The organism is Rothia terrae (genome assembly GCF_012396615.1).
GTDB classification, from domain to species: domain Bacteria; phylum Actinomycetota; class Actinomycetes; order Actinomycetales; family Micrococcaceae; genus Rothia; species Rothia terrae.
Genome location: NZ_JAAXPV010000003.1, coordinates 70,430 through 89,200 on the forward strand (window position 1 = coordinate 70,430; position 18,771 = coordinate 89,200).

Genomic DNA, 18,771 nt, shown 5'->3' on the forward strand with positions numbered 1-18,771 from the left:
TCGAAACCTGGGTCACAGTTGTTTACCTGCGCCGCCTTCACCCACTATGGACAGTGAAAAGTTCTACCCTGATTAAAGGAGCACTGAGGTGGCTGAACATACTTTCGGTTTCCGCACGCGCGCATTGCACGCCGGTGGCACCCCTGACACTGAGCACGGTTCTCGTGCCGTCCCGATTTACCAGACCTCGTCCTTCGTTTTAAGGATGCAGATGACGCCGCTAATCTCTTCTCCTTGCAGAAGTACGGCAATATTTATTCGTGACTTTCAAACCCCACCGTGGCGGCGCTTGAGGAGCGCATTGCGTCATTGGAAGGTGGCATCGGTGCGGTAGCGACCGCATCGGGTATGGCAGCTGAGTTCATTACGTTCGTTGCTTTGTGCCAGGCAGGGGATCATATTGTGGCGTCCTCCCAGCTGTACGGCGGCACCGTGACCCAGCTGGATGTGTCGTTGCGTCGTTTTGGTGTTGAGACCACTTTTGTGCCGGGAACTGATCCGGCTGATTTCAAGGCGGCTATCCGCCCTGAGACTAAGGCAGTGTACACCGAGATTGTGGCTAACCCGTCCGGTGAGATTGCCGATTTGAAGGGGCTGGCTCAGGTCGCTCACGAGGCCGATATTCCCTTGGTGGTGGATGTGACGCTTTCCACTCCTTACCTGGTGCGCCCCTTTGAACACGGTGCTGACATCGTGATTCACTCCGTGACCAAGTTCTTGGGTGGTCACGGTACCACTCTCGGTGGTGTTGTGGTTGAGTCTGGAAAGTTCAACTGGGGTAACGGTAACTTTCCGACCATGACCGAGCCCGTGCCTTCGTACAATAATGTTTCATGGTGGGGCAATTTTGGTGAATATGGTTTCTTGACCAAACTGCGTTCTGAACAGTTGCGTGACTTTGGTCCGTCCATGAGCCCGCAGTCAGCGTTTAACCTGTTGCAGGGTGTTGAGACCTTGCCTCAGCGCATGGACGCCCACCTTGCCAACGAGCAAGCTGTTGTCGAGTGGCTGAACACTGATCCTCGCATCGCGTACGTCAACTACGCTGGCTTGCCTGATCACCCGCATCATGCGCGTGCGCAGGAGCTTTTGCCGCTAGGCGTGGGTTCTGTCTTTTCCTTTGGTGTTGCTGGTACTGAGAACGCGAGTGGACGCGACGTGGGTGCCGAGTTTATTGGTGCGCTGCAACTGGCGTCGCATCTGGCTAACATTGGCGATGCTCGCACGCTCGTGTTGCATCCGGCGTCCACCACTCATCGCGCAGTAGCTGGTAGAAGGCGGCGTGAAAGAAGATTTGATTCGTATTTCGGTAGGTCTTGAAGATGTTGAAGACATTATCTGGGATCTTGATCAGGCACTGACTTATGCCACCGGTACTAATCGCGAAGGTGAGAAGGTGGGTGAGTCCGCTGCGGATCAGCGTGCTGCCGCAGAACGCGCCGCTCAATTAGCTGCTGAACAGGCGGCATTCGACGCGGACGCTGCTTGCTACCTACGAAGCTGCCAAAAAGGAGGGCAGATAATGGCTGAGACTACCGAACGCACCTGGGAAGGCCCGTCAGCACCGGAGCGTCTGAACATTCTACGTGATACCCGGTCCATTGCGATCGTGGGTATGTCCGACAAGATTTCTCGTGCATCTTACTTTGTGGCAACTTACCTGCTGTCATCTTCGCGTTACACCGTGTACTTTGTGAACCCTATTCTCGCGGCGAAGGGCAAGGAAGTTTTGGGGCAGAAGGTTTACGCTTCTTTGGAGGATTTGCCTGAGGTTCCCGATATGGTTGAGATTTTCCGTCGTAACGAGGACCTTCCCGGCGTTGTGCAAGAAGCCATTGATCTCGGAGCTAAGACCGTCTGGATGCAGCTGGGGTCGTGGAATGAGGACGCGGCGCATCTTGGTGAGAATGCCGGACTCAACGTGGTCATGGACCGCTGCGTGAAGATTGCGCACGCACGATTCCACGGCGGCCTGCACCTGGCAGGCTTCAATACCGGCGTCATTAGCTCAAAGCGTCAGGTCACAGCCTAGAGTCTGAGCAAACGTGAGAGTAGTTGTGGTGCACTATCACTTTCATAAAGTGCACCACAGCTTTCTCTCACACATAAAATCTCGCCCGCGAAAAGGGTGGGTGAGCGATTTCCCTACAGTGGGCTTTTCTGATGGTGAAAATTTGTTTCCCCGCTCGGAATTTTCACCGTCAGCTCATCTCGCGGTTTACGAGACCCGAAAGTTTTTCTCCAGCCACTGCTGCTGCGTCATGGTTGCGCGCCAAGCATCCAGGCGGGTGGGGGCGCTTGCCGCGTCCAGGCGTCCTGCCGTGCCGTTTTCTACGAACTCGATGTCGCTAAAGCCGAGTTTTTCTGCCACATGACGGCTGGCATCGTTGCCGTAAATAGCCGTCCAACCTAATGCGTCAAAGCCCAGGCCCTGCGGGTCAAACGCAAACCCAATCATCACGCGAAGCGCCTCGGTGAGCAATCCCTGCCCACGAGATTCCGGGTGCGCCCAAAAGCCTAGCTCCGCGAAAGGCCCCTCAATCTCGTGGAGCGTGACGATTCCGGCGAGCTTACCCGAAGCATCAATACCCCACACCAATTCAGTGCCCTGTTCACCGGCTGCACACGTAAAACTGATGTAGTTGCGCGCCGTTTCTTCGGTGTAGTTCAACGGCACACCCATGCACCATTTCAAGATCTCAGGGTCTTGGCAAGCGGCAGTAATAGCGGATGCGTCTGCCTCCCGCAAAGGACGCAACGTAAAGCGTTCGGCAATGAGATCTGGGTGCATGAGAGCCGTCCTTTAGTGAGGCTTATTTACCGGGGGAGCCTGAAGCCAAGCCCGGTGGCCGATAAATTCTTAACCAAAAATCATTACCAGTCTGCGTGGGCATCGCAAAATCTAGCGGGGCGAAATGTGCGGGGATTATTCCGCTAATTCTTGCATTTGAAAGTATTAGAGAGTGTCCGAGCGACTAAAAACCCGCGAAGTAAAGCGGTTTTTCGTAGGCTGGCTCACAAGAAAAGCGTACCAAAAGCTTTTAAGTCATAAAGCTTCATATTAATTACGGTAACCACTTTTGACGGGCATAAACTAACCCAATCACAGAAGTACGCGAAGCGTCCCCGAACAACCACGAAAGAAGTTTTACATGTCAGGTTTTACTACTCGCGCTATTCACGCCATTGAGAACATCGAGAATGATGCAATCGTCCCGCCGATTTACCTCGCATCCACTTTCGGTCAGCCCACCACTTTCGAAGAGGGCCCCTTTGAATACCAGCGCGGCGGCAACCCCACCCGCGCCAATGTGGAAACCACCATGGCAAAAATTGAGGGTGCCAAGCATGCGCGTGTTTTCGCATCCGGCATGGGTGCAACCGCAGCGGTTATGGGTATGCTCAAGACCGGCGAGACCATGCTCATGGGAATGCCTGTATACGGCGGTAACTACCGCTTTGCAACCATCGAGCTACCCAAGCGCGGCGTCGAATCACGCTTTATCCACGACTTTGCAACCCTGAGCGATGATGACTTCGATGAGACCGTCAAGATGGTCTTCCTCGAGACTCCCACCAACCCCACCCTGCGTGTTGCTGACATTGCGCGCATCGCTGAGATTGCCCACCGCAACGGCGCAATCGTGGTTGTCGATAACACCTTCATGACGCCCTACCTGCAGCTCCCGCTAGAACTCGGTGCGGACGTCGTTGTACAGTCAGCCACCAAGTACCTAGCTGGTCACGGTGACTTGCTGGGTGGTGTTGTCACCACCAACGATGCAGAAATCGACGAGCAGGTCTTCAAAGCACAGCTGATTTCCGGCGGCATCTTGCCTCCGATGGATTCATACCGCCTGATGCAGAACGTCAAGACCTTGGCAATCCGCATGGAACGCCAGCAGGAAAACGCTCTCAAGATTATTGAGATGATGCGCGATCACCCCGCCGTTGACGAAATTTTCTACGCGGGCTCAGCCAACGAGAATGAGGCTGAAATCCAGTCACGCCAGGCAAAGGGCATCGGCGCACTGTTCTCCTTCACCCTCACAGAAGGTAAGGACGTCAAGGCCTTCCTCGACACCCTTCAAATCTTTGAATTCGCGGTATCACTGGGCGGCATCGAATCACTGATCTGCCTGCCTGCAACCATGACGCAGGGCGCCTACGCACCTGAGCACCTCAAAGACTCGCACGTTGCCCCCAACCTGCTTCGCGTAGCGGTCGGTATCGAAGACATCGACGATCTTCTGGGCGACTTGCGCACCGCGCTCGACGCCGCGTAAACCCGCGTCCACTAGAGTTTAAAAATAACCCCGCCAACGAAAGGTAAACACACATGGCACCGGCAGTAACACGTAAAGCAGCTCTTCAGCTTGTTGGTTTGGGCGCAGTTGGCGCTTTTCTCGCGGCATGCTCGTCAGACAACGGCTCAGGGAGCACCAACGCTGCAGATAAGTTGCAGGCAATTAAGGATGCCGGCAAAATCCGCATCGGTATGGAAGGCACCTTTAAGCCCTTCGGCTACCACGACGAGTCAGGTAAGCTTGTCGGTTTCGAGAAGGAAATCGGCGACCTCATCGCTCAGGACCTCGGCGTTGAAGCGGAGTACATTGAAACTCAGTGGGACTCACTGATTGGTGGCGTTGATGCTGACCGCTACGATCTTGTGATCAACAACGTTTCGGCTACTGATGAGCGCAAGCAGAAGTACGACTTCTCAGTTCCTTACGCAATTTCAGAGGGACGCGTGGGCGTGCTCGACAACTCATCGTTGAAGAAGATTGACGACATTTCAGGTAAGACCGCAGCGCAGTCAGAGACCTCAAACTTCCGCACCCTGGTTGAAGAAAAGGGCGCGACCATCATTCCCGTCACCGGTTTTGATGAGGCAATTGAGCAGGTTCTCTCGGGTCGCGCAGACCTTACCGGCAATGACTTCGTGACCTTCCAGGCGTACATCCAGGAGCACCCCGAAGCTAAGCTCCGCTTGCTTGATGGCACTTTGGGCGAAGGTTCAGAGGCTGCGATCCTTATGCCTAAGGGCGCAACTGACCTTAAGAAAGCAGTGGATGATTCCATCACCAAGCACCTGGACAACGGCGACTTCAAGAAGATCTACGAGAAGTACGTCAACGCTGATTTGAGCCCGAAGGCATAACTAACACCATCTCAAGAGTAGTGTTCTGTCCGGCAGATACATCGTCGTCCGCTGTCCCTCTCGCTTCACTCGCGCGGGGGCGCTCGGAAGCGATTCACGCCAGCCCCGAGCCAGCAGCGGACGACAGATGTATCTACCGTTCAACGGACGCCGATAGAAGGCGTTGAAACTGTCTTCGTCAGGCCTGCTCTGTGTAAGTTTTGTTGATTGCAGGCACCATCTACACCCCCAATATTTTTAAAGGTTATTGATGAACCGCTACATTGAACTCTGGATAGAGTCGCTGCCTCAGTTGCTTGAGGCAATGGTGAAGGTGACTTTGCCGCTGACTCTGATTGCGTTCGTGCTTTCACTGCTGATTGGTATTTTGGCAACCGTGATGCGCACCCGCTCGAATGTGAACCCGTTGAACTGGATTTCACGTTTTTATGTGTGGGTTTTCCGCGGAACGCCTCTGCTGGTACAGCTCTTTTTGATTTTCTACGGCCTGCCGCGTCTGGGCATTACCCTTGATACGTGGACGGCCGCCATTATCACCTTGAGCCTCAATACTGGCGCGTACGTTGCTGAGACTTTCCGCGCGTCTGTGGCGTCTATTCCGCGTGGCCAGTTTGAGGCTGCTCGCACCCTCAATTTCACTAAGATGCAGACGCTGACCAAGGTGGTTATTCCGCAGGCTGTGCGTATTGCTTTGCCGCCGCTGGGTAATGATTTGATTGACTTGGTGAAGGGCACTGCGTTGGTTTCAACGATTTCGCTGGTTGATCTTTTCCAGTCAGGACGCCAGGTGGCTGCTCGTACCTACGAGCCGCTGGCGATGTACCTTGAGGTCGCTTTCCTGTACCTGATTATTGTCACGATTCTTTCGTGGGGTCAGCGTTATCTTGAGAAGCGCAGCAGCCGCTATGTAAGGAGTGCGAATGCTTAAGCTTGAGGATCTTACAAAGAGCTTTGAGGCCACCACGGTGCTCGATAACATCTCGCTGGACCTTGAGAGTGGCGAGACCACTGTTATTTTGGGCCCGTCGGGTTCGGGTAAGTCTACGTTGCTGCGTTGCTTGAACTTGTTGGAGACTCCGCAGTCCGGCACTTTGTTTATTGAGGGCGATCTTGTGGAGTTCGGCGGTAAGCTCACCGATGAGCAGGTGCGCACTATCCGCAAGCACTCGGCTATGGTGTTTCAGAGCTTTAATCTTTTCCCGCATTACACTGCTTTGCAGAACGTGGCGTTGGCGCCGGTTCTTAACGGCAAGATGAATAAGAAGGACGCGAACAAGCTGGCGTCTGACTTGCTGGATAAGGTGGGTTTGGGTGCGAAGAAGGATTCGTACCCCGATAATCTTTCGGGTGGTCAGCAGCAGCGTGTGGCTATTGCTCGCGCGCTTGCGGTCTCACCCGATTACTTGCTGTTTGATGAGCCAACGAGCGCGCTTGATCCGGAGCTTGAGGCTGAAGTAATCGGTGTTCTGATTGATTTGGCGCGTGAAAAGCGTTCGTTGGTTGTGGTTACCCACAATATGGCGTTTGCGCAGAAGGTAGCCGACCGCATCGTCTTTCTTGAGGGCGGGCATGTGCTGTATAACGGCAGACCAGAAGGCTTTTTCTCGTCAACGAATGAACGTATTCGCAGGTTCTTAAATATCTTCGAAACCGTTTAAGGTCGCTTGAGTAAATCAATAAATGAGGAGCGGGCAAGGCGTTGGCGCCTTACCCGCTCTTTTGTTGTCCTTTTATTTACGGGCACCTAAACTTTTTATAGTTCACTTGATTAACAGTCCAGTAACTGGAATCTATGTTTAAGGTTACCTCTCAAGGTTGGCTAAAAACCACAATTTAGTGTTGTCCGTTTTGCCTAGTCACGGTGCTTATTATCTGCAAAATACTTTTTTCTTCAACCAATATGGGTACAGCCTGGGGCTGTATGTCGGACGCTCAGACTGCTTATAAATAGCCAAAAACCCGTAGCGTGGTAGATGGTCTTGCACCAGTTCGGGTAGGGGAAACCTGAACTGCGGGGAAGAGCAAGACTGTATCGCACACACCGTGTTACGCGTAAATCACGCCCATTTTTATCTACAAGGGGATAACAAATTTTATGGGCGACTTCCGTCTAAACCGTCGAACTGCTTTGATCGCTGTCGGTGCAGGTGCCGGCGTACTTGCCGCATCACCGGCTTATGCGGCTGAAGAATCAGGCACAATTACTCCGCCGACTCCTGTACCTGATCCCAGCACACAGACTCTTGCTCAGCGATTCATCTCGCAGCAGCAGTTTGTTATTGCACATCGCGGTGCTGGCGATGTTAATCCTGAGCACACCGCTTACGCTTACCAGCAGGCAATCCTTAAGGGTGCGCAGGCTATAGAAATCTCAGTGAGCTCCACTGTGGATGGCGAGCTCGTGTGTATGCACGATAACGCACTTTCACGCACCACCACTCAGAAGAGCGGCTACGTCAGCAGCACTACTTTGGCTGATGTAAAGCGCGCCATGATTGATATGCGCCCGTTCCTGGGTTCTGGCACTCTGCTGCAGAATATCGTGACTCTTGACGAAGCTCTAGATCTGATTGCGGCAACTCCTGCAGGCGGTGCTTACGGCTCATCTGGCCCTAACACCATCTTCTTCTTGGAAGCTAAGGATTCTGCGGCTCAGCTGAAGATTCTGGATGTTATGACCCGCCGTGGCCTGGTTGGTCAGACCGTCATTAAAATGTACCGCAACGGTGCCGGTGGCTTTGATCCCAACGCAGGTTTTGCAAAGTACGCCAAGGACGCTGGTTTCTTGACCTGGTGCTACTTCGACGCTGGCGATGCTGCCACCTCGATTAACGCTATGGCTCAGTCAGCTAATGTTGACCTGATTGGTCTGCCCTACTTTGAGACTGTTCTGGATCGCAACTACGCATCAATGTCTGATTACAAGGTGCGGCAGGTTGTAGCGATGGGTAAGCCCGTTATTATGTGGGAAATTCACCGTCGCAGCGCAATGGAGCACTTCGCATCCTTGGGTGTTCGCGGCTTCATGTCGCCGGATCCTTACTGGCTCTCCGGCGGTAGCATGGCGGCAGATTTGAAGCTGACCACCGCGCGTCGTCAGCACGGTATGCTTCCGGCTGGCCAGCAGGATGTTGCGAATATGCCGGTGTGGGAAAACGGTGCGCTGATTCACCGTCAGACCTACGATGAGTCCATCATGCTTGGTCCTTTGACTCCGTTGGCGCAGTCTTACCCTTCGTATGTTCTGTACTTCACGATGAAGTGGGAAGATCTGTTGCCGACCACTAACTGGCAGTACGGCTACATTGCTTTCGGTCGCCAGACCGATGCGCCGTTCGGTTTGGGTGGTAAGCACGCTGTTACGAACAACAATGGTTGCTATGTTTTGGCGATTCGTCCTAAGGCTGATGCTATGGACGAGAACGGCAAGTACGTAAACGGCGACATGATTCAGCTGCTTCGTATCGATAATGGAACGAATAATCCTGTGCCGGTGAAGACTCTTTACCCCAAGCAGGGTTTTGCGCCGAATAAGGATATCAACGGCAAGATTATCGTTCGTCCTGACTCAATCACTATTGATGTTGCCGGTGCACGTTCAGAGGCTATTGCAGATACCGCGTACCGTGGCCCCTACATGCACTTTGGTCGTTACCATGATAACTCAACCGGTGGCGGTCTGGCGCTCAGCAATGTGACTGCGTACCGCCTGTAGGACGCTTGTATAAAGCAAGGCGGGGAGCACGGTTTATCGTGCTCCCCGCTTTGTTATAGCGTGACGGGTCTGGTCGTTCCCGCGGTTTCTCATCGGTGAGTTGCCTTGCGCTATGTTCACTGCTTGTCTTTTGAGGACGTTTTTATCTTCTCAGTAAATATGCAGATAGTCACCCACATTTACTAAATTCTTTTCAGGTATTCTTCAGTGTAGGCTTTATGTCTTTTTGTTATTGTCCGGTATCTTGGCGGATTTTTCCTTAATCAGCACGAGGAGTGGGCATCCATACCTCTGCTTCAGAATCTGAGGGGTAATAATGCCCCTCAGGAATCGTTTGAAGTTCGATAAGCATTCCCCAAGGAGCTTTTACATAGACGCTGCCGTTGCCCTCTGAGTCTTCGTATCGGCTATTTCCGTGTACTTCTGACAGTGCTGTGCCGCCTGCGGCGACCAAGCGTTTAAGAGATTCGTTGATGTCGTCGCAGTAAAAAGAAACATGGTTGAGACCAAAGTCAGCGAGTCCTGCGGCTTCTCTTTGCTTTCCTGAAATTTCAAAAACTTCTAAGCCGGGTCCATTGCCGATAACAAAGAATCGCTGACGGTGGATTGCAGCTCCCTGGGGTAGTCCTAGCTGACGTTCTACCTCCGGCCCCTGACGTGGCTCATCATCCGGTGAGAGTCCGTCGTACGCTATCTTGGCACCCAGACCTTCTACAAGAAATGTGGTTGCAGCTTCTAAATCGGAAACCGTCACTCCGATATGTTGTACAGCTCGGGGCAGTGCGAGATTCTTCTTGTTAGTCATGGTTTAAACATACTCCTCTGGCACGAAGGTAATCAGCCTGCTTTCAAAATGCGGAAGGTCATTGCGAAGGTATTACAGTGCACTGTTTATCGGGAACGCGGTGTTTCTTCGCCGTAAAATGTGCTCCTGCCACTAGCCGTGCGATATGGGTATATGTAAGGCTAAAAGTGAGTAAACAAACGAAGGGGTTTCTTGTGAGTCGTTTTGAACATGAAATCGGTCAGCAATCGCTATCGAAGGGTAAGACTGTCCCAGCAGCTGCTCAGACAATGATTCGCTCTGCCCCTTTTGCGCATCCGCCAGCGGGTGATGTTCAAGGTTTCTATGAGCGTGGGACCGCACGTTTTACCGGAATCCCGTATGCTCGGGCGGAACGATTTGAAGCTCCTCACCCGCTTGATCGCTGGGGCGATGTCCTGGTGGCGACGCGTCCTGCCCCGGCATGCCCGCAAAATCCCAGCCCCGCCATTGAGAACATGTTTCACGCCCGCGTCGAAGAACTGGGCTTTAGCGAGGATTGCCAGAACCTTTCGATTACAGCGCCCGAGGATGCGGCTGAGGGCGATGACCTGCCGGTAATGGTGTGGATTCACGGCGGTTCAAACATTTGCGGTGCAGGCGATATGCACGGTACAAATCCGACTGCCCTGGTCACCGAACAGAACGTGGTAGTGGTGAACGTGACCTACCGCCTGGGCATCCTGGGATATCTCAATATTGAGGGTCACCCCGCCAACCGCGGTCTTCTGGATCAGGCAGAAGCTTTGCGCTGGGTGCGTCGTAATATCGCAGCTTTTGGCGGTAATCCCGAGAACATCACGGTCTTTGGCCAGTCCGCCGGCGCGGATGCTATCCAGCACCTCCTATCCCTGCCTGAGTCATTGTTTGACCGTGCAATCTTGCAGAGCCCACCTGCTGGTATCGTGCTAGGACGCGAGTCAATGACAGCCAAAATGCTTAAACTTGGCGCCGACCTGAACCAAGACACCCCGATTTCTGACATTCTGGCCCTCGAGAAAAAGATTCTGAAATCGGTGCTCGGGTACGGGGTAAAAACGGGTATGGCATTTGGGGTCCAACACGGTGCCGAACCCGTTCCACCCGCCGCCATGCTCCCTATTGCGTGGCAAAAGAAATCCCACGTAGCGCTCATGGTAGGGCACACACAGTACGAGACGGGGTTCTTTACCCAGACTCTCGGCATCGCCGATGCTCTACAGCCGCTGGGCAAGACGGGGTCACGCATCCAAGAAAAACTGATTGAATCAACGACGCGTTCGGTCTACGCCGCGGGGATCGAGGAGTTTACTCGTAACCAGCAGGAGGCGGGCGCACCGGTGACTCGGTACGAGCTGAGCTGGCACGGGTCAGGGGAACTTGGAGCGGTTCACGGCATCGACGTGCCACTGCTTTTTGAAGAACCCGGCATTGAAAACCTGCCGATTATCGATGGCGCTACCGCCCAAGAGGTTCACCGTGCAGGGGTGCTGCTGCGTAATATTTGGGCTGATTTTGCCCGAGGACTCGACGTGTCAACACAGCGTGAAGAAGGAATTATCAGCTTTATCTAACATTATTGCTAGGGGCGAACCTAATAACGCTCAATCATGCACGGCACAAAACGGCTGTAATAGTCGGTGATGTACCCGTCTGCCTCGCGCATAGCAAAAGCGACGGATTCAGCGTCCACCACCCACGCACCAAGTAGCGGGTGGTTAGGTTCGTTCTCATCACTCAGGTAGTTCGGTGCCTGAACGTACGCCTGGTAGATGTACTCCTCTTCTGTTGCCGTTTCGGTGATGTAGCCGTCCGTGTGTTCAACGTGCACGTCAAAACTCGGCGCGTTAATCACGATGCCGTCACCCTCGCGCCCAAACAGGGGTTTCTTTACCCAGTCGCGCATCTCGCGCGGGGAATCAAGGTAAGCAGGCACAAGTATCGGATGATGCGGGAACAGCTCCCACAGCGCCACCAACAGAATCTTGTTAGAGAGGAACATCTTCCACGCTGGCTCAAACCAGTTATCCATCGCCTCATAACCGCCGTTGGCAAGCACCTTGCCGTACTCGTCAGAGACCATATCTTCCCACGGGTAGAGCTTAAAGAGATTGCGGACGCGCCGCCCAGCAGCATCGTGCCAGATGCGGTTGTTCGCGTCCCAAAATAGCTGATCAATATCGATAATGTGGGTTTCCCAGCCCGCCATCTTCGCGGCGTGTGCCACTACCTCAAGGTTGGCTTTGTCTTCGCCGGTGGGGTTGATCTCGTCATTGACGCAGGCAAGATGCAGCACATGATGCTCGGTATAGTCACGTAGTTCGCGCCAGCGTGACACAAAACCGGTGCCTAGCTCGTTCCACTCTTCAAAGCCCTGCAGGTGCATGTTCTTGTCGGTAAACCAGGTGGACTGCGAGATAGCGCCCTCCACTATGCCGGTGGGGGTATCTGCGTTGTATTCCAGCAACTTGAGAGAATCATCGTCACTGTTGTAGATGAAGTCAAAGCGGCCGTAAAAGTCGGGCTCGCGTCGTCGCCAAGAATCTAACGCCAAGCGGATAGCGTGATCGGGCAACCCTAAACGGAATAGGAGCGGGCCGTTGATGATGTGATCGATAGCTTCCAAGCACATGGCGTGGGCTTCTTCGATGCGGTCTTGCAACCACATCGTCTCACCGCGGGTGAAAGTGTAGGCGGCAAATTCGTTCCAGTAGTGGTCATCGCCGTCAAAATCCTGCGAGAAAACGAGGCCCTCAGACTTGATGGTGTTTTCCCAATCTGGGCGAGGGGCGGGGAAGGTTTTGCGTTGCATGGAATCCTCTGAAGTTGTGAACGGGTAAAACTAGCGGTTGAGGTCTCTATTACCCGCCCTTTGATCCGCCACCTGTACGCGCGCCGCTACCAAAGCCACCGCGGCTCGAGCTCTTGCTTGACTTTCCGCCGTATTTGCTGTCACCGGATGCTTTACCTGCGCTGCTGCTACTTTTCGCGTCGCGGAACGACTGCGCGAAGGTGCCACCCTGCCGTGAAATACCCTTGTAAATATGGCCGTTGGTGGGACGCGTCGTCTGACCACCAGCTACTTTTTGCCCCACGCCGGGAACACGATTTGCTGAGGATGAGGAGTTGCTAACCCAGTACCAGCCGTGCCCACCGCTGGAATGTCCGCCGCCGCCGGATTCACCGTCGTCTATGTTCTTACAGTAGGAGTCATCAACACGCTCATTGGTGGCTTCGTCGTAGCAAACCTGCGCGTACTGGCGTGAAACTTCGCGGTTGGTTCGGTTCGGACGTGGCTGTGTAGCGCGCACGGGTGCGTGCGTGACGCCGTAGCCGGCCGCAGCGAGGACGCCCGCGGCTGCGGCAGTGGTCACCGCGATGATGAACGGGTGGCGAGGGCGGTGAAGTGACATAGAAAAGCCAATCGGTGAGTGAGCGTGACCTCACTATCTTATCGAAGAGGGTCGGCCAGTAACGAGGAACCTCACTTTCTGTGGATTTGCGCTGGAATTTGGTCGTTTTTACAGCGCAAATCCACGGAAAGTGCTTAGCTCCTAGAACGTGAATTGTGCCAGCGTGGTGCACTCATAGCCATCAACGTTTTTAAAACCTAATGAGAGGTAGAAATCAATGACGTGCTGATTAGCAGCTGCAGAGTCTGTCGTCAGATAAGTTTGGCGAATTTTAGCCTCAGAAATACGGGTGAGGACGCGATTCATTAGCTCGCGACCGATGCCCTGCCGTTGATAGTCAGGTAGAACCAAGAGATCTTGAATATAGGCAACACTAAAACCGTCGCCAACCACGCGCGCTAGCCCAACAAGAGCATCCTCATCGAAGGCAGCGTACACATACCAGCAGTTTCTTACCATGGGTACTAGATCTTCAGGATTATTGCTGTATGCGCCCCACCCTACGGCGGTGTAGAGGTTGAGCAGTTGCTCGGCGTCTAGTTCTTTGGTTTCAACATACTTCATGAGTGAAATCTACAGCACCTGAATCGGGCTGACCTTACTTTCCGTGGATTCGCGCTGTAATTTTGGTGTTTTTACAGCGCAAATCCACGGAAAGTGCGGTGATTGGCGGGGTCTAACGCCATTCCCCGCCAATCACTGCGTACTGTTTACGCAATGACGCGTGGTTTTTGGCCGGTGGAATATACACCCAGGCGGTGTGTGTGGTGCCGTCCGTGGTCTCTACTTCGTGAAGGACCCTGTTATACAAATTGTCGTCATGCTCAGGATGCGCCGGGTCAGTGTCTTCAAGTTCGTCAAGGGCAGCCGAAACCTGCGCCCAAGCGGTCGCATCCACAAAAACTAGGGTGCCGAGGATGCGGGCGCTCGCATCCTGGGCGGGCAAAAGATAGGGAAAGCTGCCGCCCCAACGCTTAGCTGTCAAGCCACTGCTTACAAGCCTCTGCGCTCGCGTCCTGAAAACGAGAACGAGCACGGAGGATTTTTATACTTAGAATCCCGCGAGAAAAGTCTTACAGGAGCGATGACCAGAGTCTGCAGACGTTCTCTACCATTTTTACGCGTAGCGGGCGTTCTACCCATTCGCTGTAGCGAATTTCTTTGGTGAGTTTGTCGTAGTCTTCAACGATGCTTTCAATTTCGTGGACGACCTCTCGGTTGACGACGAAAGTTGAGATTTCCATGTTGAGCGAGAATGAGCGCGGGTCCATGTTTGATGAGCCGATGAAAGCGATGTCATCGTCAATAAGCATGAACTTGGAGTGCAGGACGGTGGGGCCGGGGTAGGCATGAATCTTGACGCCGGTGCGCAGAAGTTGCTCGTAATAGGAGCGTTGTCCCATGTTGGCGAGGAACTGGTCGCCCTTTTCCGTCACGATGAGGTCCACCTGAATATTTGAGAGAGCGGCGTTGGTGAGCGCTTGCAGAAGTGTTTCTTCAGGGACGAAGTAGGGCGAGCAAATAAGGATGCGTTTTTCGGCATTGTAGATGAGGTAGTTGATCAGGCGCAGGTTATTTTCGGTTTCGTAACCGGGGCCTGATGGTACTACCTGGGCTAGCGCACCGCCGTGAACTTCTTCGAGGGTAGGTTTAATTTCTTCGAGAAGGAGTTCTTTGGTTTCTGAGTACCAGTCTGAGATGAAGACTGCGTTGAGTTCTTCGACGATGGGGCCGCGGGCAGTGAACGAGAGGTCCAGCCATTCAAGACCTTTTCGTTTGTTGCGTCGGGTTTCGTAGGAGCGGTGAATAGCGTTCTGCGAGCCGGCGAATGCTTGTTCGCCGTCAATGATGACGATTTTGCGGTGGTTGCGAAGATCAGGACGCTGCCATTTACCTTTGAAGGGTTTGACGGGTAGCATGAGGTGCCAGTCCATCTCGTCCTGCTTCAAAATGCGCTTGAGCTTTTTGAAGCCTGCATATTTGCGCGAGCCGATATGGTCAACGAGGACGCGCACGGTGACGCCGCGCTGGTGGGCGCGCACAAGGGCGTCCCACAGGGGTGAGGTGGCTTTGTCGTAAGAGGTGATGTAGAACTCTACGTGCACATAGTGCTGTGCCTTATCGACTTCTGCCGCTAGGTCAATCATCGCCTGGTGGTTATCGGGGTGCAGGGTAAAACTGTTACCGCTGACCATGGGTAGCGCACCGAGTTTGTAGTTCAGGTTTGCTGCTACGCGCACCTCATCGGAGATGCGGTGGTTGTTGCCTAGGATCGGGTCGTTGTTGGGGACTGCCTCGCGCATGAGTTCGTTCATGACGCGTTGACGCGCGCGACGGTAGCGGGGCAGGTTTGATGAGCCGAAGACCAGAAAGGCTATAAATCCGATGTAGGGCAGGAAGAAGATTGCCATGAGCCAACCGAGTGCCACGTTGGGTTTGCGGTTGTACGGTAACCAGCAGATAGCGATAATGCGGATGACGATATCGATAATGACTGCAGTAACAGATGCCCAGGGGAGTAAGCCTGGGATATTAATGAAGGGGTAGGTCAGCTGGTTCATCGTTTATAAGTGTATCGTGTGTGGGCCGGCTGGTTTCTTTTTGTGTCGAAGGTTCTTGTGGTGAACACAACCGCGGTTAAAGCCGGTTTGGGGTATTTCAAAACTCAAAAGAGACATAAAATTGCAGTTATGCAAAAAAGTGAGGTATCGCTACGCGAACGCAGAAAAGATCGCACCTGGAAAGCAATTCACGAGTCTGCCCAGCAACTCGTGCAAGAACGCGGTCTAAAAGGCACTACCACCGAAGAAATCGCGGTGAGTGCCGGGGTGTCGCCGCGTACCTTCTTCAACTATTTTGCCACGAAAGAGGACGCCGTACTGGGCTTACGCAAGCCTCGTTTAGCTCCTGAAATGCTTGAGGCCGATGCTGGCCGTCACGGTGTCTATGTCTTTGAACGCATCACCCATTTGCTACTCGATATCCTGGTGGCAAGTTTTGGTGAGGACGCCCTGCCGCGCATCAAACAAACGGTGGAGCAGTATCCTGAGCTTCGCAATCGCATCAAATGGACTCAGATCTCCGGTGAGCAGATTCTTACCGATTTTTTGCTGACGATAGACTGGAGAACGTTCGCCGCGAACGGCCGCAAGGGCGAGTTCCCTTTGCTGGGGGAGGGCGTTGAACCTGATGCTGATACTTTCTCGCGTGTGCGCGCATCCGTTCTCATCGCTTCTGCAGCAGTGCGTCACCTTGAGCTGCACAAGGGCGCTGTAGATCTTGAGAATATTGACCGGTACATCTCAGATACTGTGGCGATGTTCCGTATGCTGCTTCGCGAAGACTAGCGCTGATGCGCTACTGAAATTCAAAGAGCGCAATAAACCTATCTACCGCACTTTTTAGCCAGTAGGCTTAGAAAGTGCGGTATTTTTGTAAGAGACCTCGACCCGTGAAGGAGAAGTTCCAATGAAGATTCTTGTACCCACCTCCGTAAAGCTCGATGAATCAAAGCTGGGCTTGACCAGCGAAGACACCACTGTCAGCTACGACCCCAAGCAGCCTATTGATTCTGCCGACTATGATGCAGATGTCATGATTGCCTGGGCTAACACCAATGACCAGCTCAAGGATGCGGCTGCCAACCTGAAGGACGTCAAGCTGGTACAGGCGCTGCTGGCAGGCCCGGACCAGGCGCGAGCTGCGGGCTTCCGCGATGAGGCTGTCATTACCTCCGGTAGTGGCTTGCATTCTAAGACCGTTGCCGAGCATACGCTGGCGCTGACCCTCAACTTCATCCGTTTTCTGCCGACCCTGGCGGATCACCAGGAACGCAAGCACTGGGCATCAGAACTAGGTGGTGCGCAGGAGCTTTACCCCGAAGATCAGGTCACCACCCTGCTGAACGCTAACGTCACCATTTGGGGCTTCGGTTCTATTGGTAAAGAAACGGCTGACCTGTTCAAAGCGTTTGGTGCGAACGTCACCGGTGTGGCAACTACCGCGGGTGAGCGTCACGGTTACCCCGTGATTGCTACCGAAGATATTGATGCTCAGCTTGAGAAGACTGACGTTTTGGTCATGATTCTGCCCACCAGCGATTCCACCAAGAATGCGCTGAATGCCGACAAATTGGCTAAGCTGCCCAAGCGTAGCTACGTCATCAACGTTGGACGTGGCACCACTGTTGATGAAGATGCTCTGATGGCATCGCTCAATTCCGGTGAGATTGCAGGTGCGGCACTGGACGTTGTCGTTGAAGAGCCGTTGCCTGAGGACTCACCGCTGTGGGGTACCAAGAACATTGTGATTACTCCTCACTCAGCTGGCGGACGTCCGGTCAACCCCGAGGAGCTCATCGCGCAGAACCTGCAGGCTGTACGCGACCTTGAAGCGGGTAAGGAGCCGAACTGGCGTAACAAGATGTAAGCGCCGTCTTAGAGCCGTGAGAGGGGAGGGATGTACCGTTTTTAGCTAAAACCGGTACATCCCTCCCCTCTCACGTTCTATCTAGGAAAGAATTTTTATTTCCTCGCTCGGAAAATTCTTCCCTAGCTCCTCTCGCGGTTAAAAGCTAAAGCTTACGCATACATCGGGTTATGTCCGGCCTGCACACGTTCGGACGCGCGAACCTCGCCGGGTGCGGTGGCACCGGCATCCGCGTCAAAGGGCGAGCCGCCCAGCTTTTCGCGTCCGTGCTCGCTCAGCCATCCCGAAAGGTCAGGGCCTACAGGAACAATGCCGGTGGGATTAATGTCCTCGTGAACGATGTAGTAGTGTTCCTTGATTTGCTGGAAGTCTACGGTGTCACCAAAGCCGGGAGTCTGGAAGAGGTCGCGTGCGTACCCCCACAGATTGGGCATGGATGCGATGGTCTGGCGTCCGCACTTGAAGTGGCCGTAGTAGACCGCGTCAAAGCGAACCAGGGTGGTAAAGAGGCGAACGTCGGCTTCGGTGATGTGATCGCCCATGAGGTAGCGGCGGGTGGCCAGGCGTTCTTCAACCCAGTCAAGTGTAGTCCATAGGCGTTCAAACGCCGCATCGTATGCTTCTTGTGAGCCCGCGAAACCGCAGCGGTAAACGCCGTTATTAATCTCGGTGTAAACGCGCTTCATGACCTGGTTCATCTCGTCTTCCAGTTCCTCAGGCCAGAGGTTGGGTGCACCCTCACGGTGGAATTCTTTCCACTCTTTCGAGAAGTCTTCGGTGATTTGCGGGAAGTTGTTGGTAATGACTGCGCCAGATTTGATATCGACAATCGCGGGTACGGTGATGCCGCGCGGATAGTCGGGAAAACGCTTAAAGTAGGCTTCCTGCAGGCGCTCAATGCCGAGCACGGGATCCTTGCCCTCCTCGTCGAGATCGAACGTCCAGGAGCGCGCGTCGTGGGTGGGGCCGGGGAGCCCAATGGAGATAGCATCTTCAAGACCGAGCAAGCGTCGCACAATCAGGGTGCGGTTTGCCCAGGGGCAGGCGCGTGCGGCAACTAAGCGGTACTTGCCGGCTTCGACGGGCCAGAACTCGTGGTTGTTATCCGCTGTGTGCGCGGCAGGGTTTGCCACGATGCGGTCTTCGATGTAGTTGGTGTCGCGGCTGTATTCTTCGCCCGCGTGAACGTAAGAGCCGAGGGTGGAGCGGGGAGTGGTCATGGTAGTAACTATACTCCAGAGATACTTTCGAA

17 protein-coding genes and 1 pseudogene are annotated in these 18,771 nt (G+C 53.9%); 10 read left to right on the forward strand and 8 right to left on the reverse strand.

Going from position 1 to position 18,771, the window contains the following annotated elements:
- Nucleotides 1-88: 88 nt before the first annotated feature.
- Both HF984_RS02555 and HF984_RS02560 read left to right on the forward strand, forming a co-directional pair.
- Nucleotides 89-1,384 (forward strand): annotated as a pseudogene (locus HF984_RS02555) (O-acetylhomoserine aminocarboxypropyltransferase/cysteine synthase family protein); the annotation flags it as partial.
- Nucleotides 1,385-1,522: 138 nt separating this feature from the next.
- Complete coding sequence (locus HF984_RS02560; protein WP_168614229.1) at nucleotides 1,523-2,032, forward strand: CoA-binding protein; 510 nt, start codon at nucleotides 1,523-1,525, stop codon at nucleotides 2,030-2,032.
- Between the two features lie 186 nt (nucleotides 2,033-2,218).
- On the opposite strand, the gene HF984_RS02565 is transcribed toward HF984_RS02560, so the two are convergent.
- Entirely contained in the window at nucleotides 2,219-2,791 is a 573-nt protein-coding gene (locus HF984_RS02565; RefSeq protein WP_168614123.1) for a GNAT family N-acetyltransferase, read from the reverse strand.
- 361 nt (nucleotides 2,792-3,152) lie between these two features.
- On the opposite strand from HF984_RS02565, the gene HF984_RS02570 reads away from it, so the two are divergent.
- The 5 genes from HF984_RS02570 to HF984_RS02590 all read left to right on the forward strand — a co-directional run bounded on the left by HF984_RS02570 (nucleotide 3,153) and on the right by HF984_RS02590 (nucleotide 8,876).
- On the forward strand, nucleotides 3,153-4,286 hold the full coding sequence (locus HF984_RS02570) for a trans-sulfuration enzyme family protein (protein ID WP_168614124.1): 1,134 nt from the start codon (nucleotides 3,153-3,155) through the stop codon (nucleotides 4,284-4,286).
- Nucleotides 4,287-4,339: 53 nt separating this feature from the next.
- Complete coding sequence (locus HF984_RS02575; RefSeq protein WP_168614125.1) at nucleotides 4,340-5,161, forward strand: transporter substrate-binding domain-containing protein; 822 nt, start codon at nucleotides 4,340-4,342, stop codon at nucleotides 5,159-5,161.
- 250 nt (nucleotides 5,162-5,411) lie between these two features.
- Nucleotides 5,412-6,089, forward strand: coding sequence for an amino acid ABC transporter permease (locus HF984_RS02580; RefSeq protein ID WP_168614126.1), 678 nt, complete (start codon nucleotides 5,412-5,414; stop codon nucleotides 6,087-6,089).
- The gene (locus tag HF984_RS02585; RefSeq protein WP_168614127.1) at nucleotides 6,082-6,819 is read left to right on the forward strand and encodes an amino acid ABC transporter ATP-binding protein; all 738 of its coding nucleotides are present in this window, start codon (nucleotides 6,082-6,084) and stop codon (nucleotides 6,817-6,819) included. Before HF984_RS02580 ends, HF984_RS02585 begins: the two co-directional genes overlap by 8 nt.
- 437 nt (nucleotides 6,820-7,256) lie before the next feature.
- Entirely contained in the window at nucleotides 7,257-8,876 is a 1,620-nt protein-coding gene (locus HF984_RS02590) for a glycerophosphodiester phosphodiesterase (RefSeq protein ID WP_168614128.1), read from the forward strand.
- Between the two features lie 259 nt (nucleotides 8,877-9,135).
- Here the strand turns inward: HF984_RS02590 and HF984_RS02595 are convergent, their stop codons facing one another.
- Nucleotides 9,136-9,681, reverse strand: a complete 546-nt coding sequence (locus HF984_RS02595) for a VOC family protein (RefSeq protein WP_168614129.1) — start codon at nucleotides 9,679-9,681, stop codon at nucleotides 9,136-9,138.
- A 194-nt stretch (nucleotides 9,682-9,875) separates the two neighbouring features.
- Between HF984_RS02595 and HF984_RS02600 the strand changes: the two genes are divergently transcribed.
- Nucleotides 9,876-11,252, forward strand: a complete 1,377-nt coding sequence (locus HF984_RS02600; RefSeq protein ID WP_168614130.1) for a carboxylesterase family protein — start codon at nucleotides 9,876-9,878, stop codon at nucleotides 11,250-11,252.
- A gap of 20 nt (nucleotides 11,253-11,272) precedes the next feature.
- Here the strand turns inward: HF984_RS02600 and HF984_RS02605 are convergent, their stop codons facing one another.
- The 5 genes from HF984_RS02605 to cls all read right to left on the reverse strand — a co-directional run bounded on the left by HF984_RS02605 (nucleotide 11,273) and on the right by cls (nucleotide 15,652).
- Nucleotides 11,273-12,490, reverse strand: a complete 1,218-nt coding sequence (locus tag HF984_RS02605) for a glutathionylspermidine synthase family protein (RefSeq protein ID WP_168614131.1) — start codon at nucleotides 12,488-12,490, stop codon at nucleotides 11,273-11,275.
- A gap of 49 nt (nucleotides 12,491-12,539) precedes the next feature.
- A complete protein-coding gene (locus HF984_RS02610; RefSeq protein WP_168614132.1) occupies nucleotides 12,540-13,091 on the reverse strand; it encodes a hypothetical protein in 552 nt (183 codons plus the stop codon).
- A gap of 141 nt (nucleotides 13,092-13,232) precedes the next feature.
- Entirely contained in the window at nucleotides 13,233-13,655 is a 423-nt protein-coding gene (locus HF984_RS02615; RefSeq protein ID WP_168614133.1) for a GNAT family N-acetyltransferase, read from the reverse strand.
- Nucleotides 13,656-13,767: 112 nt separating this feature from the next.
- The gene (locus HF984_RS02620) at nucleotides 13,768-14,076 is read right to left on the reverse strand and encodes a gamma-glutamylcyclotransferase family protein (RefSeq protein ID WP_168614134.1); all 309 of its coding nucleotides are present in this window, start codon (nucleotides 14,074-14,076) and stop codon (nucleotides 13,768-13,770) included.
- Nucleotides 14,077-14,164: 88 nt separating this feature from the next.
- A complete protein-coding gene (gene cls, locus HF984_RS02625; RefSeq protein ID WP_168614135.1) occupies nucleotides 14,165-15,652 on the reverse strand; it encodes a cardiolipin synthase in 1,488 nt (495 codons plus the stop codon).
- 129 nt (nucleotides 15,653-15,781) lie between these two features.
- On the opposite strand from cls, the gene HF984_RS02630 reads away from it, so the two are divergent.
- Entirely contained in the window at nucleotides 15,782-16,438 is a 657-nt protein-coding gene (locus HF984_RS02630) for a TetR/AcrR family transcriptional regulator (protein WP_168614136.1), read from the forward strand.
- 121 nt (nucleotides 16,439-16,559) lie between these two features.
- Complete coding sequence (locus tag HF984_RS02635; RefSeq protein ID WP_168614137.1) at nucleotides 16,560-17,519, forward strand: NAD(P)-dependent oxidoreductase; 960 nt, start codon at nucleotides 16,560-16,562, stop codon at nucleotides 17,517-17,519.
- 152 nt (nucleotides 17,520-17,671) lie between these two features.
- Here the strand turns inward: HF984_RS02635 and HF984_RS02640 are convergent, their stop codons facing one another.
- Complete coding sequence (locus HF984_RS02640) at nucleotides 17,672-18,739, reverse strand: glutathione S-transferase family protein (RefSeq protein WP_168614138.1); 1,068 nt, start codon at nucleotides 18,737-18,739, stop codon at nucleotides 17,672-17,674.
- Between the last annotated feature and the right edge of the window lie 32 nt (nucleotides 18,740-18,771).